22 protein-coding genes and 1 pseudogene are annotated in these 25,931 nt (G+C 68.0%); 15 read left to right on the forward strand and 8 right to left on the reverse strand.

The features are described from left to right. The first annotated feature begins 11 nt into the window (after positions 1 to 11). Positions 12 to 2,141 (forward strand): hypothetical protein, encoded by a 2,130-nt coding sequence (locus tag HUV60_RS19420; RefSeq protein WP_257848526.1) that lies wholly within the window; start codon positions 12 to 14, stop codon positions 2,139 to 2,141. Further along, a complete protein-coding gene (locus HUV60_RS19425) occupies positions 2,138 to 3,019 on the forward strand; it encodes a hypothetical protein (protein WP_257848527.1) in 882 nt (293 codons plus the stop codon). Before HUV60_RS19420 ends, HUV60_RS19425 begins: the two co-directional genes overlap by 4 nt. Positions 3,020 to 3,037: 18 nt before the next feature. Here HUV60_RS19425 and HUV60_RS19430 read toward each other — a convergent pair whose 3' ends face one another. After that, positions 3,038 to 3,577 carry a hypothetical protein gene (locus HUV60_RS19430; RefSeq protein WP_257848528.1) on the reverse strand — a complete coding sequence of 180 codons (540 nt, stop codon included), beginning with the start codon at positions 3,575 to 3,577 and terminating at the stop codon, positions 3,038 to 3,040. A gap of 110 nt (positions 3,578 to 3,687) precedes the next feature. Between HUV60_RS19430 and HUV60_RS19435 the strand changes: the two genes are divergently transcribed. Further along, positions 3,688 to 4,950: an OmpA family protein gene (locus tag HUV60_RS19435; protein ID WP_257848529.1), complete on the forward strand. Its 1,263-nt coding sequence runs from the start codon at positions 3,688 to 3,690 to the stop codon at positions 4,948 to 4,950. Between the two features lie 57 nt (positions 4,951 to 5,007). Continuing rightward, positions 5,008 to 6,255, forward strand: a complete 1,248-nt coding sequence (locus HUV60_RS19440) for a hypothetical protein (protein WP_269441207.1) — start codon at positions 5,008 to 5,010, stop codon at positions 6,253 to 6,255. An 824-nt stretch (positions 6,256 to 7,079) separates the two neighbouring features. On the opposite strand, the gene HUV60_RS19445 is transcribed toward HUV60_RS19440, so the two are convergent. Continuing rightward, complete coding sequence (locus tag HUV60_RS19445) at positions 7,080 to 7,901, reverse strand: HARBI1 family protein (RefSeq protein ID WP_443047524.1); 822 nt, start codon at positions 7,899 to 7,901, stop codon at positions 7,080 to 7,082. A gap of 483 nt (positions 7,902 to 8,384) precedes the next feature. On the opposite strand from HUV60_RS19445, the pseudogene HUV60_RS19450 reads away from it, so the two are divergent. Beyond that, positions 8,385 to 8,693, forward strand: a pseudogene (locus HUV60_RS19450) (tyrosine-type recombinase/integrase); the annotation flags it as partial. Between the two features lie 349 nt (positions 8,694 to 9,042). Here HUV60_RS19450 and HUV60_RS19455 read toward each other — a convergent pair. The 4 genes from HUV60_RS19455 to HUV60_RS19470 form a co-directional block, all read right to left on the reverse strand. After that, on the reverse strand, positions 9,043 to 10,539 hold the full coding sequence (locus tag HUV60_RS19455) for a hypothetical protein (RefSeq protein ID WP_255239916.1): 1,497 nt from the start codon (positions 10,537 to 10,539) through the stop codon (positions 9,043 to 9,045). Positions 10,540 to 10,628: 89 nt separating this feature from the next. Beyond that, a complete protein-coding gene (locus HUV60_RS19460) occupies positions 10,629 to 12,605 on the reverse strand; it encodes an AAA domain-containing protein (RefSeq protein ID WP_331462050.1) in 1,977 nt (658 codons plus the stop codon). 148 nt (positions 12,606 to 12,753) lie between these two features. Continuing rightward, positions 12,754 to 14,409 (reverse strand): serine/threonine-protein kinase, encoded by a 1,656-nt coding sequence (locus HUV60_RS19465; protein WP_257848532.1) that lies wholly within the window; start codon positions 14,407 to 14,409, stop codon positions 12,754 to 12,756. 86 nt (positions 14,410 to 14,495) lie between these two features. Continuing rightward, positions 14,496 to 14,825 (reverse strand): transposase, encoded by a 330-nt coding sequence (locus HUV60_RS19470; protein WP_257848533.1) that lies wholly within the window; start codon positions 14,823 to 14,825, stop codon positions 14,496 to 14,498. Between the two features lie 320 nt (positions 14,826 to 15,145). On the opposite strand from HUV60_RS19470, the gene HUV60_RS19475 reads away from it, so the two are divergent. From HUV60_RS19475 to HUV60_RS19520, 10 genes are all read left to right on the forward strand, one after another. Further along, positions 15,146 to 15,799 carry an HAD family hydrolase gene (locus tag HUV60_RS19475; RefSeq protein WP_257848534.1) on the forward strand — a complete coding sequence of 218 codons (654 nt, stop codon included), beginning with the start codon at positions 15,146 to 15,148 and terminating at the stop codon, positions 15,797 to 15,799. A gap of 88 nt (positions 15,800 to 15,887) precedes the next feature. Further along, a complete protein-coding gene (locus tag HUV60_RS19480) occupies positions 15,888 to 17,090 on the forward strand; it encodes a helix-turn-helix domain-containing protein (protein WP_257848535.1) in 1,203 nt (400 codons plus the stop codon). Between the two features lie 194 nt (positions 17,091 to 17,284). Further along, a complete protein-coding gene (locus tag HUV60_RS19485) occupies positions 17,285 to 17,731 on the forward strand; it encodes a hypothetical protein (RefSeq protein ID WP_257848536.1) in 447 nt (148 codons plus the stop codon). Then, complete coding sequence (locus tag HUV60_RS19490) at positions 17,728 to 17,922, forward strand: hypothetical protein (RefSeq protein WP_257848537.1); 195 nt, start codon at positions 17,728 to 17,730, stop codon at positions 17,920 to 17,922. Before HUV60_RS19485 ends, HUV60_RS19490 begins: the two co-directional genes overlap by 4 nt. Before the next feature lie 65 nt (positions 17,923 to 17,987). Next, the gene (locus HUV60_RS19495; protein ID WP_257848538.1) at positions 17,988 to 18,875 is read left to right on the forward strand and encodes a glycosyltransferase family 8 protein; all 888 of its coding nucleotides are present in this window, start codon (positions 17,988 to 17,990) and stop codon (positions 18,873 to 18,875) included. Next, positions 18,872 to 19,750, forward strand: a complete 879-nt coding sequence (locus HUV60_RS19500) for a phosphotransferase (RefSeq protein ID WP_269441208.1) — start codon at positions 18,872 to 18,874, stop codon at positions 19,748 to 19,750. Before HUV60_RS19495 ends, HUV60_RS19500 begins: the two co-directional genes overlap by 4 nt. Next, positions 19,750 to 20,481: a glycosyltransferase gene (locus HUV60_RS19505; RefSeq protein ID WP_257848539.1), complete on the forward strand. Its 732-nt coding sequence runs from the start codon at positions 19,750 to 19,752 to the stop codon at positions 20,479 to 20,481. The genes HUV60_RS19500 and HUV60_RS19505 overlap by 1 nt, the downstream gene beginning before the upstream one ends. Then, positions 20,478 to 21,392, forward strand: a complete 915-nt coding sequence (locus HUV60_RS19510; RefSeq protein WP_257848541.1) for a PIG-L deacetylase family protein — start codon at positions 20,478 to 20,480, stop codon at positions 21,390 to 21,392. The genes HUV60_RS19505 and HUV60_RS19510 overlap by 4 nt, the downstream gene beginning before the upstream one ends. After that, positions 21,386 to 22,000, forward strand: a complete 615-nt coding sequence (locus tag HUV60_RS19515) for a hypothetical protein (RefSeq protein WP_257848543.1) — start codon at positions 21,386 to 21,388, stop codon at positions 21,998 to 22,000. Before HUV60_RS19510 ends, HUV60_RS19515 begins: the two co-directional genes overlap by 7 nt. Positions 22,001 to 22,006: 6 nt before the next feature. Next, complete coding sequence (locus HUV60_RS19520) at positions 22,007 to 23,038, forward strand: glycosyltransferase (RefSeq protein WP_257848544.1); 1,032 nt, start codon at positions 22,007 to 22,009, stop codon at positions 23,036 to 23,038. Here the strand turns inward: HUV60_RS19520 and HUV60_RS19525 are convergent. Continuing rightward, entirely contained in the window at positions 23,035 to 24,120 is a 1,086-nt protein-coding gene (locus HUV60_RS19525) for a phosphotransferase (RefSeq protein WP_257848545.1), read from the reverse strand. The genes HUV60_RS19520 and HUV60_RS19525 overlap by 4 nt on opposite strands. 106 nt (positions 24,121 to 24,226) lie before the next feature. Continuing rightward, entirely contained in the window at positions 24,227 to 25,930 is a 1,704-nt protein-coding gene (locus HUV60_RS19530; protein ID WP_257848546.1) for a relaxase/mobilization nuclease domain-containing protein, read from the reverse strand. Position 25,931: the final 1 nt, after the last annotated feature.

Raw genomic sequence — 25,931 nt, forward strand, 5'->3', positions numbered from 1 at the left:
GTGCGTGAGACATGGACGACAAGACCGAACCCATGAGCGAACGCATGGACCCGCTTCCGGCTGAGCCGTCCGCCGATGTGGAGGCGGCCGCGTCCACACCCGCCGACACGGAGACCACCGACGAACAGATCGATCACATCCGGCAGTTGCGGGAACGGGGCCTGGCGCAGACCGTCGTCGACGGGGGAGTCGAGGCGAGAGCCGTCGGCTTCGGCAGCGGTGACGCGGCCGGGACGATCTACAAGAACTACTACAGCACCCCGGCCGTCGACCCTGTCGACGGCCGGGTCCCGGAGGACGACCTGGACCGGCTGCGCGAGCTGTACGTGGCACCGGCCACGCACACCGCTCTGGTCGACCACCTGACCAGACACGGGATCGCGGTGCTGCGTGGGGCCCCCGGCTCGGGGCGTTACACCACGGCACTGCTCGCCGTGCGGCAGGCGATGGACACCGGCGTCGTTGTCCTGGACTCCGAGGCGGGCGTGCGTCGGCTGGTGACGGACGAAAGAGGCCTTCAGCCGAGCCGGGGCCACGTCATCGAGGGCGACGGCACGGAGTGGGCGAACGAACTCCGCCCGCAGTTGCTCATACGGCTGCGAGCAGCGACGTACGGCCGTTCCCCACTGGTGATCATCGTCGACGACCACGTGCCGGTCGGAGGTCTGACCGGGCACGTGGTCGAGCACGAGGTGGCGGACGTGATGCCGTTTCAGGTGCTGGAGCGGCATCTGACGGTGCTGCTCGCCGACCGGCCGCTGGACTGCCGCAAACTGTTGGAGCACGAGGGCCTACGGGAAGACTTGCGCGGACGCAGGTCCATGGCCGAGGTTGCCGGCCTGGCCGGTCAACTGGTGCGGCGGGCGCGCGACGGCGACGACGTCGACCAGATCGTGCAGGGGCTGGGAGCCGAGCTGCGGGCCAAAGCGGTGAGGCTCCTCGGACCGCCGCGGAAGAATGCGGCCGACGGGGCCGGAAGGCAGCAGTTGTCCCTGTGGTCGCACGCGTTCCTGCTGGCCAGTGTGGTGCTCGACGGGACGACGCTGAGCCGGGTCAGCCGGGAGTCCCACCGGCTCGCGGAGCTGCTGCACGGGGTGCGCTCACCCTCCTCGGTCCCGGCGATGCCGCTGTTCGAGGAGAGCGTGCGGGACTGGCTCGACCACTCCGACGTGGAGTTCACCGACCGGACCGGGCAACCGGTCGGGGCCCGGCACCCGGAGTGCCTGGTGCGGGTCAGCCAGCGCGGTCTCGGTGGGGCGGTCCTGGAGGTGCTGTGGCATGACCACAGTGGGGCACATGGCCCCCTGCTGGAGTGGCTGGACAGCCTCGTGGTCCGGGGCGAGGAGGACATCCGGGTGGCTGCCGCTCAGACGGTCGGTCTGCTGGCGACCTTCGACTGGGCGTACGTACACGAGGAACTGCTCGTACGTTGGGCATCCGAACGAGGGGAACACGCCGACCGGCGGCGGCTCGCGGCGGCCTGGGCACTGGAACGAGCGGTGACCGATCCGCTGCTCGCCCCCCGGGTTCAGCGTCTGCTGTCGCGCTGGTCCCAGCGCCGCGACTTCCAGGCGTGCGCCCAAGTCGCTTACGGCACTCGGATCGGTGCGATGTTCCCCGCAGAGGCACTGAGCAGTCTGGAGCGGATCGCTGGGGCGGGGACGAAGAGCGTGTGGGCCGCGGTACGGGAGATCTACGCGGCCGGATCACGAGCCCAGGTCCTGGAGAGGCTGGCCAAGTGGTCGGCCTCGTCACGCCACTGGCTGCGCGACGATGCGGCGAAGTGCCTCCAGGGGCTCAGCAGATTCCGTGGCGAGCGAGCGGTCACCGCCTTCCTGGAAGAGCCGGGGCCTCGTGAGCACCTGCTGCTCCTGAGCCGACGGACCCTGCTCAGCACCAGCCGTACTCACCGCCAGTGCGGCTGGAACTGCATGAGGCTGTGGGTGGAGCGGGCCGGGGACGAACCAGGCCTCGACGAGCTAGTGGCCGAGTTCTTGGCCGAGCTACCCGAGCCGGGCGTTGAGGGCGACCGGCTGTGTGAGCGGCTGCTGTTCCACCTGCGGTTGTGGGGTCATCAACTCCCCGACGGCGACACGGCCGTACATATCAAGTCCCTTCTGGAGGAGAGGTGGTCGATGTGATCAGAACATCGCGTCGTGACCCGTTCGCCTGGCTGCGAGGTCTGTTCGACGGCCGACCGGAGCAAAGGGTGCCCTTCGAGGCCGTGACGGTGGACGTGCCGGAGATCGTGTCGGTGCATCGCAACTCGACCGTCAGGTTCGAAACCCCTGCCAAGGGTGACGGGTTCGGCTTCCAGGTCGAAATCCGCTGCGACTGGTGCGCCGAGGGGCGCCTCGACCAGGAGACGCTCGGCCGTGCCGTCGACGGCTATGAGGCGGTCATGCCCCAGCTGCTCACGGAGCGAGTCCGTGACATCGCCCGTCGTTACGAGCCGTTCCGTGCCGAGGAGGCCGAGCTCGCCGTCAACGACCGCCTGCGGGAGGGGGAATGCTTCGAGAACGGGCTGGTGAGTTGTCGTACCGTCGCCTACCTCCAGCCCGCGCCGGAGGTACTGGAACAGCAGCGCAAGGCGGCCCTGGAACTCCAGGACATCGAGCACCGGTACGCGAAGTCGGCGCTCCAGGTACAGCTGCTGAGCGAGGTCGCCGAGAAGTGGCGGGCATTCCTCGCCGGCGGGTTGGCAGGGGTGCGGCAGAACGGCGACGCGCTCGCCTGGCTCACACCATGGGCAGTGCTGTTGGCCGAGCAACCGGACAAGGCGGCCACCGAGGTCGGTGACATGTTCCGGCAGCGACAGAACCAGGTCGACGGGTTCGTCAAGCTTTTGGAGAAGCAGTCGAAGGCGTATCAGGCGCAGGATCTCTTCGAGTTCGTCGCCACCAGCGAGCATCAACTCGGCCATGCGATGCGGTTGTTCGGCCTGCCTCTGCCGGGCGAGCTGGACTCCGAACGAGAGCTGGCGGAGCCGCTCCCCCGAGTCCGGCCGGCCCGGGACTGAGGCAACGGCGCGCGTGGATCAGGCCAGCAGTGGACCGGTGAGGAAGGAGAGCCCGACCGTAACCGCCAACAGCCCCGTCCAGACAACGCCCCTGGCGATGTATCGGTGCTTGGCCATCACCACTTGGGCGAGCACCGGGATCAGCTGCCAGATCTCCTTGCGTTCGCTGTCCTTGTCCGCCGGCGGAGGGGTGCCATCGGCGGTGGCCAGCAACGGCAGACTGAACCTGTTCGGGGTGGGCGGCGGCCCCAGGCGGGGGCGGAGAGCCTGGACCACGCAGTACACGGCAGGCAGGAACGCTGCCACGTGCAGCAACAGCAGGACGGGCGTGACCCACGCACCGGGCCCGCCCCGCTCCCACGCCTCGCGCACTACGCCACCTTGCGGTACGGCCGAGGCCATCAGCCCCGCTTGAACGGCACCGAGGATGCCGACCTTGGTGTCGGCGAACTGGGCCGACGCTTGGAGTGACGTGTAAACGGTCAGCCCCGACTGGAGGTCGGCGCCTGTCTCCTCTCCTGCGGTGGCGCTTTCGGCGGACGGAGCGGAACTGGGCACGGAGGACCTCCTGGCACCGAATGGTCGATGACTTCCAGTAACTCCCCTCGTTTCGCCGGAGAACAGTCACAAATATGCATTTTCCTACTTTGGAGACCCCAGTGAGCCTCTTGACTCAAACACGCTCCAGCCGGCTCATCGCTGCGGCGTGCGCGCTGACCGCCGTCGTGGCGGGCAGTGGTTGCAGCGCGTTCGACACGCCCGAAGCGCAGCCCTGCGCCTGGCTGGACCGCGGCTCCGACGGCGCGGACAACACTGGACGGCAGACCATCGTGCTCGTGGACCGCAGTCCGTCCGCCCGGCCGGACCGGACCACCCGGCTGGGGGGTCGGGTACCGGATTGGACGACCACTCTGCTGGCTGCTCGGGAACTCGCGCCCGCGGCGTGGGAGGGCGGGACCCTGTCCGCCGCCGGCTTCGACGGCACCCGGGCCACCGTCAGTTGGGAGGTGGACCGCGCGTTCGTCGCCCCCGTGAAGGGCAATGACACGCTGAAGAAGGACCGGCGGAGCGGTCGGCGCGGCTGTCTGGAACAGCGGCTGCGGCAGTTGGCCGCCGAAGCGCCGAGCACCGGCCGAACCGATGTGCTCGGTGCGCTCGCCGCGGCCGACGACCAACTCGGCTCGCAGGGCGGCCGCCGCAGGATCGTCGTGGCGACCGACGGGCTGACGAACACCGGCTGCGCTGACCTGCGCAGCGCCGGGTTCGACGGCACGGCGGAGATTAAGGCGACGGTGGAGCGCTGTCGCGAGGCAGGCGAACTGCCCGACCTGACGGGCACCGAGGTGAACCTCGTCGGCATCGGCCACGCCGCCCGGGGCAAGGCACCGTCCTCTCCGCAGACCGCCTGGCTGATCACATTCTGGACCAGTTTGTGCGACGCGACTGGCGCCTCTTCCTGCGACGTGACCGCCACCGCCCGTGTCCGCCCGGCAGGAAAGAACACCCTGGCCGGGAAGCTGGAACCGGAGGTGACCTTCCCCGCCGTCGCTGAGCAGCAGTCCGGGCGGAACACCACGATTATCCTGCCCGGCTCCGTCCTGTTCGCGTCCGATCGGGCGGAGCTGTCCCGGTCGGCACAGAGCGCGCTGGACGACGCCGCCCGCCGAATCACCGACCTCCACCCTGTCTCGGTCGCAGTCTCCGGCCACACCGACTCACGCGGCAGCGAACAGCGCGGTAGGCAACTCTCGCTGGCCCGGGCACAGGCCGTCCGGGCCGCCCTCGCCGAGCGAGGGATCACGGTGGCGTCCGCCCATGGGTACTCCGACGACCGGCCCAGCTGCACCCCTGAGTACCACGATGGCATACCGGACTACGCGGCCATGGCGTGCAACCGCCGCGTAGAAATCGCCGTGACGGTGCGCGGCTGATCACCCCGGCGCCGCCCGCAGCCTTCGAGAAGCACATCGCAGAAAAGGACGTCGTCCATGTCCCAGAACCATCGAGGCATCCCGTGCCACCACGGCTGTGGATGCGACATCCGGCACCTGGTGAAAAGCGCAGAGCATGGTCCCGAACGGGACCCGGAGCACCTGGACAACGGCGAGATGCGGATGCTGTTGCGCGCGGCTCGTGAGGTTGCCGAACTCGTGGGCCACAACCGCGAGCAACTCGCCGCAGTCCGGGCCCGTACCATCGACGCCCACGCGCGGACCGAGGAGGCGGTCCAGTCACTGGCTCGTTTCGAGGCCGCTGGCTCTCTCCGGACGACCAGGGCAGCCCAGGAGGCAGTCGAACACCGCCACGCGGAAGACGGGGCCCACGACAGGCGCCGCCGCGAAATGTGGATACGGGTCCTGCGCTGGCCGGTCGTCGCCGCCATGGCCCTGTTCGACGCGTGGTATTTCATGCGGGTCTTCCAGTACCTCACCACCAGCGAGGAGGCGGACTCGCTGGTCGAGCAGACGGTCTCCTTCCTGCCCGGTGTCGTCCTGGCCCTGGCCCTGATGCTGTCCGGCCACGCGATCGCGGCCCCGCTGCACCGGATACGCGAGTGGCTGCACGCTCTCCGCGACCGCCGCCCGGGACTGTCCTTGCTCGGTTCGCTCGCCCTGCCCGTCCTCTACCTGGCCGCAGTGTTGTCCACGGTCACCATGTGGGCGGTACTGAGGGCCCGTGACACGGGAATGGAGGAGATCAAGGGTGCCCGCTACGCGCCCGGCTGGGTCGCCGTGCTAATGCTGGTGCTCGCGATCACTGCCATTGCGATGAAGGTCGTCGCCCACAACCCCTACGCGGACAGCGCGGCCGAGGCCCGCCATGGCCTCCTGCGAGCCAGGCTGACGTATGCCTGGCTGGTACGGCGAGTCGGCAATGCCCTGCGCGAGCATGAGCGGGCCTGGAGCGACCTGTGCGCGGTACGCGATGAACTGGCCTCGCAAGTACGCCTGGAGAGCATGCGCGTCTGGGAGGCGGCCATCCTCACGGCCCGCATGTTTCACGGACAGGCTGGCCACCTCCCGCCCGCCCCGGCCGTCTCGCCGGGCGGAGCGGAAGCGCAGGCGCCGACAGCCGCGTGGGTGGCGCCGCTCTTCTCCGGTGTGGTCGAGCCCCCGCCAGAGCTCGGCCCCTTGGTCGAAGCCCACCGGATTGCCGTCACGTGTGCCCCGGCCGAGTTGCGCGCCCGTCGCACCGAGCTGATCAGCCGCATCGACTGTCAACTCGGCCCGGTATGACGCCGGCCGGGAACAGCCGCGGGAGCCCGCGTCGACTCCGTGTCAGCCTGATAGGTGTCCGGCCGGGTGCTGCGGTTCCTGACCGCATCCGAATCTTGGAGGAGGTCTCCGAGAAGACCTCTCCGAGAACGCCGTACCCGAAGCGGAGCCCGAGCCTGACGACGCGGAGGATCCCGGCCGAAGTGTGTGCCGGATGGTGCTGATCTTTAAGCGGAAATACCGGAGCCCGGCGATCCGTCCGCTCACGCAAACGGCCCCGCACGAGGAGTCCGAGGCCGATTAAGAGCCCTCCCTGGGAAGAAACCCCAGGTCAGAGCGGTAACACGTTGTGCCCCCGGCAGGATTCGAACCTACGACACCCGCTTTAGGAGTTCGGCCGGAGCGCCGCGCGGCCCCGCACTCTCAAGGCTGCCTGCTCCGTGAAGGACCAGGCACGACCGACGAGGTCCACCGCTGTTGATGTCAGTGATGGATGTCAGATCCCTCGCCCGTCGCCCGCAGTCCATGTCACCCGCTAACGGGGCGCTGGACTCAGCCCGCCACTGCTGCGCCCGTCAGGTAGGTGAGGAGGACCCCACCAATCATCCCTTCGCAGATGCCAGCAATCGTGCTGCGGCTAGCAACCAACCAGGCAGCGACCATAGTCATCACCCTTTCTCGCACGCTCTCAGACGTGAAGTCCCGGTTGGGGCGAGGAGGCAAACGACAGAGGAACGCCACGGACACAAGCAGCGCGGAACCCAGCAGCAGTGCCGGGCTCAGCTCAGCGCTCTGCCAGTGAGTCTTTGTCAGTAATGGATCATGGCGTTGTGTGATCGTTCAGTTCAGATGGTGCGGTCGTACTCGAGTTGGAGCAGGACGAGGGCTGCTGCGGCGATCTTCGTGATGCGGCTGGGGTCGAGGCTGACCCTGCGCAGGGCCTTGAAGGTGGTCTTGAGCAGGGAGTTGGCGCGCTCGCAGACACCATGGATGCCGCGGATGACCTTGTTGTAGGTCTGCTGGGCCTCGGTCAGCTCGCCTCCGGCGGGCTTCTTGTACGGGTGGCGGAAGCCGTCGCCGGCGTTCTCGTAGCCGAGGTCGACCAGGGTCGGCATGTCCAGTTCGGCGGCGATGCGGTTGAGGGCGTCGACCAGCCCGTGGTGGCGGGCGCAGGTGGTGTCGTGCTCTCGGCCGGGGCGGACCGGTGAGACCCAGATCGGCCAGCCGTCCGGGGTGGCGATGACCTGCACGTTCCCTCCATGGTGCCGGTGTTTTCCGGACCACCAGAGGTCTGCGCCGTTGGGGCCGGGGGCGGCGACGCGGTCGGTACGGATGACGGTCCCGTCGAGGTTCAGATGTGTCAGCCCGGCCGCTTTCGCACGCTCCAGCGCGGTCGCGAGGTCCGGTGCCCCGGCCGCCAGAACGGTCAGCCCCTCGTGGAGGTAGCGGTAGGCGGTGGAGGTCGACACGCCGTTGTCGCAGGCAAGTTGGGAAAGGCGGGTGCCGTCGATGAACCAGCGCAGAACGAGCACCGCCTGGCGGAAGCAGCCCAGCGCACGCCTGCCCCTGCGGGTTCCGGACACGATGCGGTGATCGCGCAGCAGCCGGGCCAGGTGCTCGGCGGTGGACCGCTTCACATCGAGCACGGCGGTGTATGTGACACTGATCGACACGTGAGGCCCCTCGGTCAGAACAATCCGTCGCAAGATCGTTCCTACCAGGGGCCTTGCTCCTGCCCGGACTTGGGGACCGCACGGGCCGCAGCGTCAGCTTCGCGATCACAGCGAGCGACGGATGCTTACTGGGAAAGACTCAATATCACACCCCTGGCTTGGCTGATGCTGTGAATACGAGACAACCGCCCCTCGATGCGAACTACGGGCAGGGCGGTTGCTTAGGTCTCGTGTACTGGTCGAGAGGTCGCTTGTGGTGCGTGCCAGTCGCCAGGGGTCGGGGCGGTTGCTGTACTTCGCTGCTGTACCGCAGTGCGGAGTGAGGCAGGCCCTGGACTCAAGCTCGAAGAATGGTGTCTCGCATCGCCTCTCGTACAGCCCGGCGACTTGCATGGATTGACCGCCACGCCTCCTCGTACTCCCTCGACCCCGGAGTCGCTCCCTTCACTACTGCATCGCGAAGGGTCAGGATCGAACTGGCAGGAAGGCGGGCATGTTTTCGTCACGCGCACCGGTCGTCCGGTGGAGCCCCGGAACGTCTACCGCTCCTTCACTCGGGTTGCCGAAACTGCGGGCCTCCGGGTGATCCGCCTGCACGATGCTCGGCACGGTTGTGCCACGATCCTGACCGCGGCCGGGGTGGCTCCTCGCGTCGTGATGGAGATCCTCGGGCATAGCCAGATCAGCATCACGATGGATGTCTATACGCACGTCGTCCAGGACACGCAGCGCGAGGCGATCAGCCACATGGACCGGCTGCTCAAGAGGCGTCCTGGCCGTGAGTGACCGCCGCCGTTGATGTCAGGAGTGGATGTCAAAGGCCACCTAGGAACGTTCCTAGGTGGCCTTTTCGCTTGTGCCCCCGGCAGGATTCGAACCTGCGACACCCGCTTTAGGAGTGGGATCGAATCCGTGCCGGACGGTGCTGAGCATTGCCGCGTGGTGCTCTTCTGCCTGATCAGCGCCACGCGGCTTGATGCGCAATCCCCTGCGTGGCGGCTTGTGTTTCGCCGTCCGCTCACGCATCGCTCACGCCTGTGCTGGAATCCCACGGGTCGTCATATCGAATGAGCCCGGGAGCGGTGCACCCGCGTCGCACCCGCGGCAGGCGAATGCACCGCCTCGAGGTAGGGCCCTACGCAGGGTGATAGCCGCGCAGGCACAACGCCACGGCGCCCCGGAGGGCCACCGAATCATCGTGTCCCAGCTTGCCCTCGCTGTTGGCACTAAGGGACCGGTAGGCGCGGAGAATCACATCCTGTCCCGCTGCCGGCGTGACGGATTCGGCGTCCAGCACCGCGCAGTCGGCGTCGAGGACCACCCGCGCCGAGGTGCAGCCCTCTGGGGCGCTCACCCGATCGGCACGCTGAGCTGTGAGGTGATGGCCGAGGGGGGATCTCGTGCTCTCGTCCCAACGGGACGCCAGGCTCCGCCACCGATCGATCGCCGCCGAGAACTCCTGCCCCGGAGTCTCCGCCCACCACCCGGCAGCCGCGCGCGCGAGTTGTGCGATGACTCCCGGGTCGGACGTGAGCAGCCCGGGAAGTAGGCAATCCGCTGGTTCTTGTGAGTTCAGCACAGGGAGGCCACCCAAGACGGCCGTGCAGTTACTGTTGCCGTGCTCGGCCTTGTTGTCCGCTATGACGATGCGGCTCATCGTTCTGGCGGGCCGGTCGTTGAAACGTAGAGACCTGACAGAACCATGTGCAGTTTGTGAAGCAATGCGCTTCAGGTTAGCCAGCGCATCTCCGTTATCAGTCTGCGTGGTTCCCCAGAGCACGTCGATGCGCACACCTCGTTCCAACGCGGCTCTGAGCCGGGGCTCCCATGTTCTCACGCCTACCGAGTCGATCTCGGGGGTCATGATGAGGATGGAGGTCTCGGCTTGCTCGACGGCTCGGTGCATGGCTGTTAGGAAGTCGTCCGTGCTCTGAAGCAGGGTCGTGCTCCCCGGCAGCAGAGCGAGCTCAGCGCTCGGCGAAGTGGGACTGCGCTTCGGCTTAGCATTGGGCTGACGGGAGATCAGCCGTGAGATCTCGTCGTGCGAGAACTCACGCATCTCCTCGATCCGCTCCTCGGCTTCACGTAGTAGTGCGTCAGACAACAGCGGCTCCCAGGACCTAGGCAGGCCGGTCACATTGCGTGAAGGGAGATCAACGGCGACTGGCACGAACTCGTTGGCCTTGGTGCGCATCTGAGGCTCGGCTACCCATCGGATCCACTCGCCTGCCCGATGCGGCAACAGTCCTTGGGCCTGTCCAATGGACAAGCTGTTGCGGGGGTTGCGTACGGTCACCAGGGAACGCTCCAGGTCAGTAGGGCTCATCACGGACCTAAGGTCCCGCAGTGTCCGCACATTGAGCCTGGACTGCGTTTCGCGTTCCAGGAACCCGCACACGCGCTCCATGTAGAGGCTCGTGTGCGCCTTGCGTACGACTGTACTGTGCGGTCTGCCTCCTTCACTGAGGGTTTGCCGACCCTGTTCTGTGACAACGAGCCCCACCCCGAGATCCATCGCCACCCAACCGGCGCGGACGAGGGTGACCGCGCTCTCGATCAGGAGGCGATCGTGGACCTGGAACGTCTCACGCAACTGAGTCAGCGTGACCGGCTGGTCGGCTTCGGCGATCAAGCGGCATACGAGTTCCTCGAGTCTCGAATAAGGTCGCCCGACACCCACCTCATAAGTGACATGGAAGCGGCTTACCGGAACGAGCAGAATCACTGTGCACTCCCGTGGCGGTTGCCGAGCACTTCCCGAATAGTGGGTTCTTGATACCCTCGCAGATCAGCAGGGAGTCGCAACATTCGCCCGTCCGCCTCCCATGCTTCTAGTGTAGTCAGCACCTTTTTCCAGTGCCAAAGCTCTTTTTCTTGCTCATCCAGCTCGATCAGCTCTGTTTGCTTCTGGAAGAAATTCCAAGAACCGACAAGTACGAGCAGTCGTTCTGCTCTCGAGAGAAGAACATTGAGGCGAGGTGCATCCTGCAGGAACCCCATCCCCTGACCTCGGAGATGCCCGGGGGCCTGATTGTTTCGGACCAGGCTGACGGCGATGATGTCTGACTGATCACCTTGGAACGAGTCCACGGTGAAAGCACCTGAGCGAGGTCGCCCACCACCTCGTCGGGCCCGCTCCGCAAACCGTACCCCGGCAGGGAGCTGGCATGACGACAGATTGCGCTCCAAGTAGCCGACCTGCTGGCTGTAGGGCGAGAGCACCGTGACCTTGAGAGCCTCCTTCACAACAGCAGCCGGGTCGACATTCAGCTCTTCGAGGAAACGGAATAGCGCATGGGCTTCCGCCGGGTTGATGTACCGGGGTACCTGCTTGCCTCCGGTGGGTGCTCCCCACTCGCCCGCGCCCTCGCCTGCGGTACTCCAGGGGGTGTCGATCCACACGATCGCCTTTCCAGCGATCCCGGCGGGTGTGATGAACGGGTGGTCCAGTTCGCCGGTCTGACCCGACGTGCGTTTTGTCCTGTCGGCGTTGGTCAGCTCGCCGTCATAATATGCTTCCGAGATTAGTGTGCCGATGTCCGAGTGCATCCGGTGCTGTACCGCGAGCATGCCCGCCATGGCGGCGTCCTGCTCAGTCTTACCGGTCAATACAGGCTCATGCTCCCCTCGGCCGCCTTGTGCATAGGCGCAGTTCTCGAAGATCGTCTTGAAGACTTTGAGCCATTCCCGGGAGTAGGCGATGAATTCATCGCGATCGGCCTCGTCCCATTCCCGCCACATTCGCACGAACTCACGGTCCAGTAGACGTGCTCCGCCGTCGGGTAGAGAGTCCAGCGCATCGACGACCCGATCCAGGTGGTTAACTGCATCGAGGTAGTCCTTGTCGCGATACGGAGGAAGTTGCTTCTGATCGCCGATCAGTAGCCACCGGTGGCCTGCTTGAAGGGGGAGTGCCAGGTCGAATCCATGGACCTTCCCGGATTCCTCGACGATTGACCAGTCGAAGCTCAACTCCGACGAGAGCCCCTCCAGCTCTCCAGCACTCGTAGTGCAGAAGGTCAGGTTTGCTCCCCGCTTGACGAGCTGACGAAAGTCTGGGAGAAGGGTTCCTGGCTCGGGTACAGCCAGCTCGGCCTGCATGTCACGGCATGCGGTCAGCCAATCGCTCTGTACGGCGCTGCGGTCTGGCGCCATCAGAAGGCGACGGACCGCGCTGCTCAAGGTCTTGCCGACGACCTCGTCGACTGAGCCCTCCTGCTCCGTGGCTCCTTCTACTGACCTACGTCCCAGCCGAACCGCCAGCGGTTGGCGCTCCTCGCGGACGTCACGGAACGCTTCCTCCTTGACCTTCGACCACAGCACATCGACGGCTCCATGAGCTTGGGCCGTAATAAGGATCTGTGCGACTGGATCTTCGTCGAGAATCTGCCGCAGCAGCCAGGCCACCATGGTGGTCTTCCCTGTTCCGGGAGGCCCCTGGAGCGCGTAGATGGGGCGGACCCGGAGGATGTCCTGGATGACAGATCGTTTGGACTGATCGAGCTTGGCGGGATCGAGGGCAACCGGTGACTTTACGTCGCCCGTGTCCATAAAGACCTCGCCAGGGTTGGCCAGGCTGCGCAATAGGTATGTGTGACTGGGGAGTCGGTCAATGGCCTCCTTGCGCCGCTTGATTAGCTTGATCTGCCCCTCCATGCCGTGGCTGCGGAGGATTCCGTGATCAGGCACCTCCGTCATCTGCGCCGCTACGTGCTGCCGGGTCAGCTTGGCTCGTCTGCGGGCCACGTCAACTTGAGTGATGTTCCAGGTAGAGGAGAGCTCGTCCGGAGGTGAGCTCAAAGAGTCTTGGTTGAGGCTCGTCAGGACGACGAGTCCGGCGTCGGTCTTAGAAGAGTTTTCGCGTTCGCGCTGGAGGAACTCGACTAGCCCGCCGTCTACTTGGAGGAAGGTAGGAACTTCTCGTAGGCGCTCCAACTCTTCGATAGTGATCTCTTCCTTGCCGCTGTCGGTGACGGTGCGGTCCACGATGCGGTACGCGAAGAGCTCGGCGTCTCGAAAAAAGGAGCTCGATCTGGTTGGTTACCCGGACGAACGCGCAGAACTTTTCGAGCTCCGCCCGTTGCTTGGCTGCCTTGTCCACCTTGGGGAGGCGGCGCTCCCAACTCGATGCGTTCTGTAGCAACGTGGGCTCGGTCCGGCGAAGGTTCTGGAGGATGTTCAGCACAGTGACGCTGCCCGGCGGAAGAACGGACACGGCGTCATCGGACGCCCCACGCAGTTCTCCCACGCCAAGGACGCGGGCGTGTTTCCAGGTGGCTTCGGTTTCGCCGGCGCCCAAGTCTCGATCTCGGTACTGGCCTATACGAAGCTGCAGCCTGTCCCCGAGGAGCATGAAAAAATGCTGATTACGGACCGCGTACAGACGGGCCCCTTGGCTGTTTAGATCTTGCTGCACGAACCGGGTCAGAGCGGCGGTATGCATGGCGTCCCGCGGGTTGAACATCTCAGTTGGGCCAAGGCTGAGTTCCCTGCGCAGCCCCGCGGCCATTGCGGAGTCAGTCACCTGGGTGTTCTTAGGGTCGATCATCAAGACGTAGCTGTCGTCCCATTCATTGGGCGCTGACGATCGTCCTAGTCGGCTTACGATATCTTCGATGCGTACCGCGATATCCTCGTACCGTGTCATCCGGTCCAGCGGGGATTCCGCCACCAGGCGCAGAAGGAAGTCGCGCTCCAGGTCCGTCAGTAGATCTCTCGATTTGTCGATCTTGTTCAGGACTTGTTTGTAGCGCGCTTGGAGCGTTGGTGAATTGTTGTTGAGGTGCTCGATAGATAGCAGGCATCGTGCCGCTAGAATCCCAAAACCGAACCAGTCTCCGTCCGGGCCAAACACCTGGTGCGGGCCACCCATGGTCTCGGGCGGCGTGCCCCAGTGCGCCGACATCGGGCGCGCAGAGCCGGAGCCAACGCGCATGCTCCACTCGAATCCGCCGAGCCGCAGCGAGTCGGATCCCTGCGCAGGGTCAAGGAAGACACTTTCCGCCGAGACGCCAGTGTGCAGCACCTGCTGCTCGTGGAGGAGGTTGAGGCCGTCAGCGAGTCCCTTCAGGCCATTCCACAGGTCGCGACGCGACTCAACGTTCTCGTTGGTCAGCCAGTGATGGGAGCTGCGATTTTCGGCGAGTTCGACGGCGAGGCAGGAATATCCTGGCGCCTCGAGGGCCATTACTAGGATCCCGAGTTCTTTGTCGACGCCGGCCTCTCTGAGGACCAGCAAGGATCGCTCAGCTCCTGGGGAGCTACATGCTCGGTACAGGGTTCGTAGCTCGGCGTCCCACAACGCTCGATTCATATCCGAGACATCGGGATCGTCTTTACTGTGCGGCCAGATCTTTAGCAGAAATTCCTGCCCATATTCTCCAAGGGCGAGCCAGTTCTCTGCTTCTCCAGATTGGTTTTCCTCGCCGGGCCTTCCTCGGACGACCCTTTCGAGGAGCTCGTATCGGCTCTGCAGTACTCGAGTTCCCTTGCTCAGATTCACGCCAACTCCCGCGCCTCTGCGCACATCGATGTGCGGATGTATGAGGGTATCGGCCCTCAGTGCGGCAACGCAGGGGAACTGATCAACTACTGGCCGGTAAGGGGTGAGGCCCAGTCCAGTCCACCCTGGGCGCCGAGTTCATTTAGGACCACGCGGTGCAGTCGGCGCCACAGACCCGCCTTCGTCCACACGGTGAACCGGCAGTGCGCGGTGGCGGGCGCGACGCCGAACGTCTCGGTCGGGTGCCGCCAGGCACACCCGCTGATCAGGACGTACACCATCGCCGTGAACACGGCCCGCTCATCACGCGGAGCGGTCCCACCGCCCTGCGGGCGGGACGGGAACGGCGGCAACAACGGGGCGACCAGTCCCCACGGGCCATCAGGAACCAGCCACTGCGACAGATTGGCACCCACAAGCAGACATGCTGCTGCAGCTCGCAGACCCACCACGTGAGACATCCTCTTACTGGGGGTATTTCTCCGTGCTCGAGGAGGTTGGCGATCAGGGCGAGGCTGTCGGTGGCCTGGTCCAGGAGGCGGGCTCCGCCTATCTGATCGTCGGGTACGCGGATGAATGGCCTGCGGCTGCTACCGAGCGTCCCTCAGCCCAGGCGTTCCTTCAGGTCGGACCGCCAGATGCTCGCGCGAATCGGTGAGGAAGGCTTCGCCCGTCCGTGTGGTCAGTGCGCGGTAGCGTCGCCGAGAGAACCCATCAGGGAAGGAACGATCACCGGATGCCGCACAGGACTGATGTCGCCGACAGGCGCGGCCTGATCCTCGACTTCGCCGGGGTGCTTACTGCCAGCCCGATCGATGTCCACCGCGCCTGGTGCGTGTCGGAAGGGCTGGCTCCGGGCGCGTGGCGCAGCACTCTCAACGATCACCCTGAGGGCCGGCGTCTGTACGCGGCTCTGGAGATCGGGGAGATCGGGCAGGCCGAGTGGAACGAGGGCACGGCCGCGCTGTTGGGTGCGCACGTGGATCCGGTGAACCTGATGGGGCGGGCCTGGGCCCGGGTGCCTGTGGCCCGTCGGATGGTCGCGCTCGCGCGTTCCGCGCGTGCCGCCGGCCACCGGCTTGCCCTGCTGTCCAACAGCTTCGGCCTCGACCCGTTCAACCCGTACGAACACGTCGGCATCTGGGACCTGTTCGACGTGCACGTCGTCTCCGAGCTGGTTGGGATGGCCAAGCCCGATCCGGCGATCTACGAACTCGCCCTGGAGCGGATCGGACTGCCCCCCGAGCGGTGCGTGTTCGTGGACGATCACGCGGTGAACCTCCCGCCGGCCGCCGATCTGGGCATCGCCACGGTCCACGTCACGGACGAGGATGAAGCCGTGACCGAGCTGGAGGCCCTCCTCGGCGTCACAGCGGTGCTCGCTGCGTGAACCCAACTGCGTTCTGATCAAAGGCTGTCGGCTCCACTGCTCCAGCCAGTACTGTCCGTGTGGGGCCCATCACGCGGAGGTCTGAAGCATGCAGTGGTCGGAGTACACCACCTCTGAGCGCTTGAAGGCGCTGCGCGGCGGCATGACACAGGAGCAGTTGGCGGAGGCGGCCGGCGTGTCCGTCGGCGTGGTCTGCAAGCTCGAACGCGGCGGAACGGCTTCCCTGCCGTCCCTGCTGTCGATCGCCGACGCGCTCGGCACGGACATCGCCGTGCTTCTCGGTCAGCAGGCGCCACGGCGGTCCATGGACCGCGACGAGCGGGCCGCGTTACGCCTGGTCTCCGCAGCCACCCACGACGCGGCCATCGGCATCCCCGCTGATGTCGAGCCAGGCACCGTCGAAGAGCTCCGCGCCGTCGTCCGTCGCGCGGACGCCGCGTACTGGGGAGGCCGGTACACCGAACTCGGCACTCTCCTTGGGCGGCTCCTTCCCGAGGCGCGGGCCAGGTTCGACATGGCCAGCCTCGACGAGCGGGAGGCCGCCGCCGGCGTCTTCATCGACACCTTTCAGACGGCGGGCATGGCCGCTAACGTGCTCGGATCACGAGATCTGGCGTATGCGGCGCTGACGTACGGACGCCAGATCGCCGTGCAGGGCGGAGACGATCTCCGTGACGCGCACCTTGCCGCCACCACCGCGTGGGTCAACCTCCGCGACGGCCGGACCAAGCAGGGCTTCCTCCTTGCCGCAGCACAAGCCGACCGGATCGAGCCCAAGATGAGCGAGCACGACCCGGACCGGCTGAGCGTGTACGGGCAGCTCGTCACGAACGCCGCCGTCGCCGCGTCCCGAGGCGGTGCGAGCTCGGACAACGCCCGCGAATACCTCTCCCAGGCGCACGCCGTCGCCGCCCGAATCGGGGACGAACATGCCCGTGGCGCGCACGCCCAGCCGTACGGACCGATGTACGCCGCAACGCAGGCCATGAGTATCGCCGTTGCCCTCGGCGACACGGCTGGAGCGCTGCGGCTCATGGACACCGTTCGCCTGGACGACACGGTGCCCCTGGCCACTCGGGCCCGCTACGGCCTGGACGTAGCGCTCACCCAGGTCGAATGCCGTCGGTGGGAGGCCGCAGCCGACACCCTCCAGGCCGTCTGCGCGATGGCCCCAGGATGGGTGCGTCACCAGATGCTTCCCGGCGTCATCATCAGCAGGCTCGCCGGGGTGTCCATCAACCGACTGCGAGGACTGGCGAACTCCGCGGGCGTACCCCTCGGAGTGCGCTGACCTACGAGCCGAAGTACCACGGCCCGTGGTAGGTACGGGCGCGACATCAGCGCGACTGCTACGGGACGTGGCACACCTTCGGGCGACCCTGCTTCCGCTGCCACGCGGCGTGGCGGTCCGACCGGATACGGAGTCTCTCCACTGCGACGGGCCGTGCCTGGGCCCCGACTCCGCAGCCCAGCAGCCTTGTGGGCATGCCGACCAACCCGCCCGGCAGCCTCGGGCACGTACCCGTCGCCGTCTACTCCTGCGCCACCACCTCCACCGCCCTCGGTGAGAGCGAGGAGCGTGGCCGCTACTACGCCGACGACCGGCACTGGCACGTCGCCGGCGTCTGGTCCGACCCCGACCCGGCGCTGCCGCTCATGGAGCGGCCGGGCTGGCAGGCCGTCACGGCCGCCCTGTCCGCCGGAATGATCCGAGGTGTCGTCGTCAGCGGTCTGACGCATGTCGCCGCCGACGCCGCCCAGTTCGCGGCTCTCGGCGTTCTCCTCCGCGACCGGGGAGGGTTCCTCGCGGACGCGTCGAGCGGTACCCCGACCCGTCGAACCCCCGGCCAGGCCCGTCGTCGCCGCGACATCGCGGACGCCGCCTCCGGCTGGTTCACGCAGACAGGCACGTACGAGGAGGACGGCTCGTGAGCGCCCGGCGCGCCTGGGTCGGTGACCTCGTTCGGGACGGCGGCGGACGGCGGGCGATCGTCACCGACGTCCGCGCCGGCGGCACCGTGTGGGTGCTGCGGCCGCCGACCGGCGGTGGCCCCCACTGGGAGACCGACGACCCCGACAGCCTCGAAATCCTCGCCCGCTCCGAAGCCACGGACACGCCGTGAGCGACCGCGCTCGCTGCCGACCCTTCCGTCACGCCCGTGCACCACGCCCGAAAGGCGAAGTCGCCGTGTACGCGTTCGGCCTCTGTATCGACCAGCAGTACCTCGTCCCCGGCCTCGCCGCCCTCGCCGGCCTGGCCGACAGCCTCACCCCGGCGGCCCGCCGCGAAGCTGCCGTACGGGTGCTCACCCTCGACCTGGCCCCATCGCAGGCCCTCCTCCTCGCCCACCTCGCCAAGCGGGCCGGCTTCGGCTCCTTCGACCTCCGTCGATGCGCCCCTCTGCGCTCCTCGCGCATGGCAGACGCCTCGTACATCACCGTCACCACCTATCTGAGGTTCGAGTTCACGCCGAGCTTCGTCCGCCGCCCCTACCTGATCTACGTGGACGCCGACGTGCTCGTACGCGGAGACGTGAGCGAGCCGCTCGGCTCCCTCGCGTCGAACGAGACCGGCGCCGTGCGGGACGAGTTCAACCCGGCCGTCGGTGAGTGCCCGGCGCTGCCCGGAGCCGCCGAGCGCTGGCCCCACCTGCGCGGACGCCCGTACTTCAACGCGGGCATGCTCTGGACCCACACCGACCACATGCCCCGCATCCGCCGAGGCGTCGAGCAGGCCCTGATCCACGCCCGGCGCCACATCCTCCACAACGATCAGGACGGCCTGAACCTGTGGCTTCTGCGATCCGGCCGAGTGCGCCCGGTGGCCGGTGGTTTCAACCGGTTCGAGGTCGGCCGATTCCTGGAACGCGGGAACTGGGTGCGCCGGGTTGTCACGCGGTCGCCGAAGCCCGATCCGGCTGCCGCCCTCGTGCACTTCGTCGGTCCCAAGAAGCCGTGGCAGGCCGACTGCCCCGTCACGGAGGAAGTCGTCGAATACCGGCGGCACCTGGAAAGGGTCATGCGTCACGTCCGGCGTCTGGGTGCCATCGGGGTGGAACCGGGGGGTGCGCGGTGAGTGCGGGGGTACCGCCCGCTGTCTCGCGCGCTGCCCTCGCCCTGACTGGGGTACCGGCCCGTACCGCCCGCCGGCTGTCCGCACGTACGCGCACCGTCGTGTACCGGGCGGGCCTAGCCGACGGACGCGGTGTCGTGATCAAGCTGTACGCGGCGACCGCACGCCGCAACGCGATCACGGAGAGCGCTGCCATCCGGGCCGTGGCCGACCACGTCCCCGTACCGGCCCTCATCGGCTACGGGCACGTTCCAGGCCACGAGGCGACCGCCCTTGTCACCGCCGACCTCGGCCCCCTCACCCTCGGCAGCGCCATGCGCTCCGGCCGGATCTCCGACGAGCGAGCTCTGAAAGACCTGGCCGGCCTGCTCGGCCGCCTGCACCGGGCCCCCGTCCGGCCGTGGGCCCCGCGCCGGCCCCTCCACGAGCAGGTCACCTCACTGGGCCGCCGCTGCCCGCCCAGCAGCCTCGACCGCATCGCGCCCGCGCTGGCCGCCATCGCCGACGCCGTCCACACGGCGCCCGTGTGGTGCCACGGCGACCTACACGGCGACAACGTCGTGATCGCCGGTCCCCGGGCCATCCGCCACCTGGTCGACTTCACCGACGCCGCAGCCGGTCCCCGCGAATCCGACGTCGCCCAGACCCTCGTCATGACCGACGCCCTCTCGACTCTCCGGGCCCGCACGGTCACCGACGCTTACCCCCTTGCCCTCGATCACCACCTGTTGGGTGCCTGGGCCGTCTTCCACACCCTGCGCTCCTGGGCGCACTCGTCCCCTGGCGACGACCGCGTCTTGTGGTCCCGCCGCCTGGACGACCTCAGCCGACGGACCCCGCACCTCTTCCGTACGCGCCGCCCGGAAAGGACGCGCTGATGAGCACCCCCGCCCTGTCGGTAGTGATCCCGGCCTTCAACGAGGCCGCCTACCTGCCCCGCTACCTGCCCTCCGTCCTCGCCTCACTCACCCGCTGGGAGGAGATCACCGGCCGTACGGGAGAGGTGGTCGTCGTCGACAACGCCAGCACCGACGCCACCGCCGACATGGCCTCCTCCTTCGGCGTTCGCGTCGTCACCGAGTCCGTCCGCAACATCGGCCGGGTCCGCAACACAGGAGCGGCAGCCGCCCGCAGCGGCCGGCTCTTCTTCACCGACGCGGACGTGGCCCTGCCCCTGGAGGCGGTCACCGCTGCTGCTGCCGCCATGGACGCCGGGGCCGTCGGCGGCGCCATCCCGCCGCTCTACACCCCGGAACGGCTCGGCGCCCGCCTGCTGTGCGCGTACTGGGATCACTACCGCACCCGGCGCGGCGGGGCCCAGGGCGTCAACCAGTTCTGCACCGCCGACGCCTTCCACCACATCGGTGGGTACCGGGGCGACCTGTTCATGAGCGAGGACGTGGAGTTCTTCGCCCGCCTCACCGCCCACGGCCAGGCCACCGACCGGCCCGTGAACATCCTCGACGAGCTGCGCGTGCGCCCGTCGACCCGCCGCTACGACCAGTGGTCGAGCCTGCGGATGCTCTGGTGGCAGAACCCCGTGACCGCCCGCCTGCGCCTCCGGTCGCCCCGCATGTGGCGTCACTGGTACGAGACGACCGTGCGATGACGAAGGAGACTCCTGTGCAGCCCCAGTTCCTGGTCGACCTGCCGGTGCCGGACGGGCAGGGCATCTACACCTTCCCTGACGACCTCCACCGCGCCCACCAGACGCACACCCAGCAGCTCGCCGCCCGCCACCGGAACCACGACCACCGCGTCCTAGAGGTGACCGCACCCCACACCCGCGTCCCGTACTACATCGAGGCGCGCACCCCCGCCGGCCGCCCGGTCCTCGTCATCGAACCCCATCACGACGACTTCGCCCTGTCGGCCTCGGGAACCTTCCTCGCCCGCCCCCGACCGCTGACCGTGGTCAGCGTCTTCACCCGGTCCCGGAGCGTGCACCCCGCCCTGGAGGCCACGTACGCCGACGTCGACACCGTGTCCGAGCTGCGCGACCGGGAGGGTGCCGCCGCGCTCGCGCCGTTCGCCGCCCGCCGGCACCTCCTCGGCCACAAGGACGCCGAGCCGCCGTACAAGCCCTACGACCCCGAGCTGCTCGACCGGGTCACCGAGGAGCTGCGCCGGATTGCCGTGCTCCACCCCGACGCCGAGCTCCTCGCCCCCGCCGCCGTCACCCGCCACCCCGACCACCTCCTCGTCCACGAGGCGGCCGTCCGCCTCGGCTGCACCTGGTTCTGGGAGGACCTCGCGTTCTGGTCGACGTACGCGCTCGCTAGCTGCGACCAGCACCTGTTCCGTACCCGTACGGGGGCGACGATGTGGCCCGAGCTGGTCGATATCACCGACACCGTCCTGGACAAGGTCACCGTCCTGCGGATGCACGGCTCGCAGATGCACCCGGCTCGGAAGATGTACCGGCCGATCCGATACGCCTTCACCACGGCGGCCGACCTCGTCGACGGGCACGGCCTCTACGCCGAACGCTTCTACAGGACGGAGGAGTCGACGTGCTGATCATCGCCTTGGAGGGACCCTCCTACGCCGGCAAGTCCACGGCGATACGCCACCTCCGCAGCACCGCCCTCGGCTCGCGGGCGTTCGTCTCCGACTGCTACGTCAAGCACATCGCCCACCGCGCCGACATTCCTCCGGCCCGGACCGACTCGGCGGCTGCCCAACTCGCCTCCTTCGAGAGGTTCATGGAGATCGAGGCGACCCGCGTCGCCGAGGCCGCCGCGAGCGGCAGGCAGTTCGTCATCCTCGACCGGTCCGTGGACACCCTCCTCGCCCACGCGTACGCCCTGGACGCCCTGTTCGGGTACGGCGTCCACCACCAGCTCCGCGACCGCCTCAAGACGCCTTCCTTCCTGCGCCCCGACCACACCCTCTACCTCGACGTACCGGCCGAGGCGCTCCACCTCCGCCGGAAGACCGCCGGCCACACCGCCGCCGAGTCCGAGTACTTCCTCCACGAGCCCGGCTTCCTCCACCACGCCCGCGACTACTTCGTTCACGCACCCCGTCGGCCCGTGACACGAGAGCTCACGGTCCTGGCCGCTGACGTCGGCCCGGACGACGTCGCCCAGGCCGTGGAAGCCCTCGTCACCTTCTGGGCGAGGTGAAGGAAGATGCCCACCGCCCTGTTCGCCTGGCGCCGCACCCCGCCCCCGTTCCTCATCGGCGGCGCCGAGGTTACCCAGCAGCTCCTCGCCGAGGAACTTGCCGCCGCCGGCTGGCACGTCAACTATCTCGGCTCGCACGAGGCCCCCTGGAACGGAGCCACCCAGCTCCCCGCGATGCGCGCCCACCTGGATACGCATGGCGTCCCGTACGACGAGGCGGGCGGCGCCCTGCGCTACCGGTGGAACGGGGTCGAGTGTGCGGCGTTCATGCAGAACAACGTGGAGCACGCGCTGGGCAGCCTCCTGGGAGATCTCCGCCCCGATGCCGTGTTCACCTCGCAGGAGGGCTCGGCGCAGCTCGCCGCGCAGGCCAGACCGACCGCGCTCGTCGCTGGCCTCCTGCACTCCGTTTCCGCCACCGGCCTGGGGGTCCTCGCCGGCCGACCGCACTACGGCCTCGCCATGTCGGAGTTCGTCCGGGCACGCGCACCCCACACGCCTGGCACTCGCCTCGCCGTGATGTACCCGCCGTTCGCGCTGACCGGGGAGGACTCTGGCGAGGGCCGCACCGCGTCCGTACTCATGATCAATCCCATCCCCGCCAAGGGATCCGAGCTACTGCACCGACTCTTCCGGCTCATGCCGGAACAGCACTTCACCTTGGTCGAAGGCTGGTGGGATACGGCCGCCGACTTCGCCGCTTACCCGAACGTGACGTACGTGCCCCGCGTGTACGACATGGGGCCTCTGTACCGCAGCCATCGCCTGCTGCTGGTCCCATCCACCGTGGAAGACGCTTTCCCCCGCGTGATCGTCGAGGCCGGGCTCCACGGCGTCCCGAGCATCGGGACCGACCGGGGCGGCATCCCCGAAGCCATCGGCGACGCCGGAATCGTTCTGCCGAGCACAGCCGGCCCCGACAGGTGGGCAAGCGCGATCCGGGAGGCGGACCACGAGGCGCTGGGTATGAGGGCCCGGCGTGAGGCGGTCACGTTCACGCGACCGTGCCTGCCCGAGCTTCGGGAGCTGGGGATCTAGGCAGATCCGGTGAATGCCCGCTCCACCGCGTCGAGCCGCTCCGTCCACCAGTGAAGAAGCGCCTCGTCGGCGACGAACAGCTCGTCGCAGGAGTGGTCGCCCCGGTCGTAGTGGAACTCGAGCTGCCAGAAGTCCGTCATCCGCTTCCACCACAGTCGTCGCGCGGCGTCGAGCAATGCGGCCGGTTCCAACGGGATCACCGACCGGTAGCCGGCCACGAACGCCGACACCCGCTCCAGGTCGAAGACGCCCTCCACCCCGAACTGCACCTGCGCCGTACGAACGACTTCTTCCGCGTGCGGGCGGACTCCCAGCCGATCCCAGTCCAGGACGGCAACCAGTTCGCCGTCCGCCCAGAGGAGGTTCCGGTACTGGAAGTCACCGTGCGTCCAGCCATGCGGGCCCGCAGGGGTGTCTCCCTCGGGGCGCAGGTGGGCGTGCTTGTCGAGGAGGATCTTGCGCTCTTCGAGGGCAGTCTCCGCGGCCCTGTCGAAAGCGTCGCCTGCGCCCCGGGCCGACACGGCTCCGGCAAGCCGGTCAGCCTTCTGGACGGCTCGGCTGGCCTCGGTCACCTCAGCGGTGACCGAGGCCGGCACTGCGGGCATCCCGGCCTCATCGACAGCACGGCCGAGTGCCGTATGGAGTCCCGCGAGGTGTGTGCCGAGCTTGTACGTCTGCGTCAGCGACAGGTCGGTTCCGCGAACGTGTTCCCCTGCCGACCAGGGAAAGAGGCAGTAGACGCCACCGCGAACCTCGGCGATCACATCGCCGTGGACGGTGGGGAGCGGGGCACATACGGGAACGCCGTACGAAGCCAGGACGGGAAGGACCGCGAGGTTGCGACGCAGTCGATTGAGCGGCACGTCCGTGACCCGCTTGAGGGCGAACCTCCCGGCCCGGGTGTCCAGCCGCCAGTTCACGTTCATGAGGCCATCGGCCAGGTGCTGTCGGTCCAGTACTTCGTCGATGTCGTATGCCCGGATCAGCTCGGCAAGATCGTCTGCGGGGAGGTGCGTCCTGTCCGCCACGTTCGCGTCGGTCACCCTGGCGACGATACGGGAGTCGGCCGTGCAGACGCACAAGGATCATTGGTCTGTCTCGGTGGGACGCGCCCGTTCCCCGAAGGAACGAATCGGGTGTTCCCCGAGGGAACGCTTTCCCTGTTCCCTCGGGGAACACGAGGGTCGGTCAACGCCGCCGCACCTGCGGCTGCTGTACGGCGGTCGGTGTGGCCGCCGGCGGGCGGACCGGGGTGGCAGGGAGCCGTGTGGTGCTGCGGGCCATGGCTGCCTGGGCGAGAGGGCTGGGTGCATGGCGTTGCCCGAGGCGGTGGACGCGCCAGGTCAGGGCGCGGGCGGGGCTGCGGGCGTCGTCGAGGGTGCGTTGACCGAGGGCCTGATCAAGGAGGGTGGCCGGGTTGTGGCCGGCTGTCTCCGCGTCGGCGAGGGTCGTGGTGAGGGCGTCCCAAGCGGGGTCCTTCAGGATGCGGTCGGCGTGCTCGGGGACGGTCTGCTGGAGGTGGCGGGCGTAGCGCTGCTTGGTCTGGATGCCGGGGGTGCGGCGGGCGAGGTCGTCCAGGACCGGGACGGCGACCTGGGCGTACACCGTCTGGAGGTGGACGAGCGTCTGCTGGGCTGCTGCCTCCTGTTGGGCGTGCTGGTGGGCGCGGTGCCAGTGCCTCGCGAACGCCACGGCGATGAGGGCGGCGTCCAGCAGCATCGCCAGCCCGGCTCCGTCGCGAGTCGCGGCGGGGGTGCGCAGGATCGTCTGGACGCTGCGGCGCAAGGCGCGGGTGCTGTCGAGGTCGGCGGTGATGCGGGAGCGGGTGGCGCGCTCGAAGAGGGCGGCGGCGCGTTCGAGCTCGCTCCTCACGGCGGCCGGTGCGGTGAGGGGGAGCAGGTCGAGGGCTTCGCCGAGGGCGACGAGCTGGCCTTGGGCGATGGGGTCGTCTCCGTGGGTGAGGTGGTGGGGGATGCGTTCGGTGGCGGCGGTGGCCTGGTGCCAGGGGTCGGCCGGGCGGACGCTGGCCGGTTCGGGGGCGGTGGCGGTGAGGCGGTGGCGGACCTTGGGCAGGGAGAGGTCGCCGGCGAGGGTGGAGCCGGAGAACCACACCAGTTCGCCGTGCTTGTTGAGGTCGCCGGGCAGGGCGACGCTGTAGCCGAGGACGTCGCCGGACGGTCCGGTCTTGGGCCGCACTGCGACGCCGGTCGCTTCCAGCAGGGCGAAGAACTCGGTCTCGGTGGACGCGGCGGCCATCGCTCGCCGTACGCGCGTGCGCAGGATCTCGCGGGTGGTGGTGTCCTGGCCCTGGCGCTTGGCCTTGAAGTGCTCCTTGCTGGTGGGGCGTTTGGCGGCGGTGCCGTCGCCGGGGTTGAGGCGGCGCAGGCCGAGGTCAGTTTCGATCTTGCGGGCTTCGCGTTGGACGGCGCGGATGTCGTGGTCGCGGCGGGGGCGGCGGCTGTCCTGGCGTACGAGGGTGGCGGCGATGTGGATGTGGTCGTCTGCGTGGCGGACGGCGACCCAGCGGCAGGCTTCCTCGTCGCCTTCGGGGGCGATGCCGGCGGCGGCCACGATCCGGCGGGCGATGTCCGCCCACTGGGCGTCGGTCAGGATCGGGTCCTCGGGCGCGGCACGGACCGGGCAGTGCCACACCGTGGTCTCCGGGGCCTTGTCGCCGAGCATCTTCACGGGCTGGTCGAGCTGCGCGGCGAGCTGGTCCTCGACGTCCCTGGGGTTGCGGTGGGGGCTGCGACCCGGGTCGGGTGCGAAGCCGTTCCAGGACGCGACGAGGTGCGGGTCGGCGTGCTCGTTGGCACTGCCCGGACCGTAGAGGTAGCCGATGAGACGACGGGTGGCGCGGGCACCCTTGCCAAGGATGATCTTCGGAATCACG

It is taken from the genome of Streptomyces sp. KMM 9044, assembly GCF_024701375.2.
Classification (GTDB): domain Bacteria; phylum Actinomycetota; class Actinomycetes; order Streptomycetales; family Streptomycetaceae; genus Streptomyces.

Bases quoted from the DNA above. Each gene is read 5' to 3' on its own strand.
- HUV60_RS19510 (WP_257848541.1), top strand. From the start codon at position 20,478: ATGACGAAGGAGACTCCTGTGCAGCCCCAGTTCCTGGTCGACCTGCCG.
- HUV60_RS19520 (WP_257848544.1), top strand. From the start codon at position 22,007: ATGCCCACCGCCCTGTTCGCCTGGCGCCGCACCCCGCCCCCGTTCCTC.
- HUV60_RS19480 (WP_257848535.1), top strand. From the start codon at position 15,888: ATGCAGTGGTCGGAGTACACCACCTCTGAGCGCTTGAAGGCGCTGCGC.
- HUV60_RS19485 (WP_257848536.1), top strand. From the start codon at position 17,285: ATGCCGACCAACCCGCCCGGCAGCCTCGGGCACGTACCCGTCGCCGTC.
- HUV60_RS19420 (WP_257848526.1), top strand. From the start codon at position 12: ATGGACGACAAGACCGAACCCATGAGCGAACGCATGGACCCGCTTCCG.
- HUV60_RS19460 (WP_331462050.1), bottom strand. From the start codon at position 12,605: ATGACGGAGGTGCCTGATCACGGAATCCTCCGCAGCCACGGCATGGAG.
- HUV60_RS19440 (WP_269441207.1), top strand. From the start codon at position 5,008: ATGTCCCAGAACCATCGAGGCATCCCGTGCCACCACGGCTGTGGATGC.
- HUV60_RS19505 (WP_257848539.1), top strand. From the start codon at position 19,750: ATGAGCACCCCCGCCCTGTCGGTAGTGATCCCGGCCTTCAACGAGGCC.
- HUV60_RS19475 (WP_257848534.1), top strand. From the start codon at position 15,146: ATGCCGCACAGGACTGATGTCGCCGACAGGCGCGGCCTGATCCTCGAC.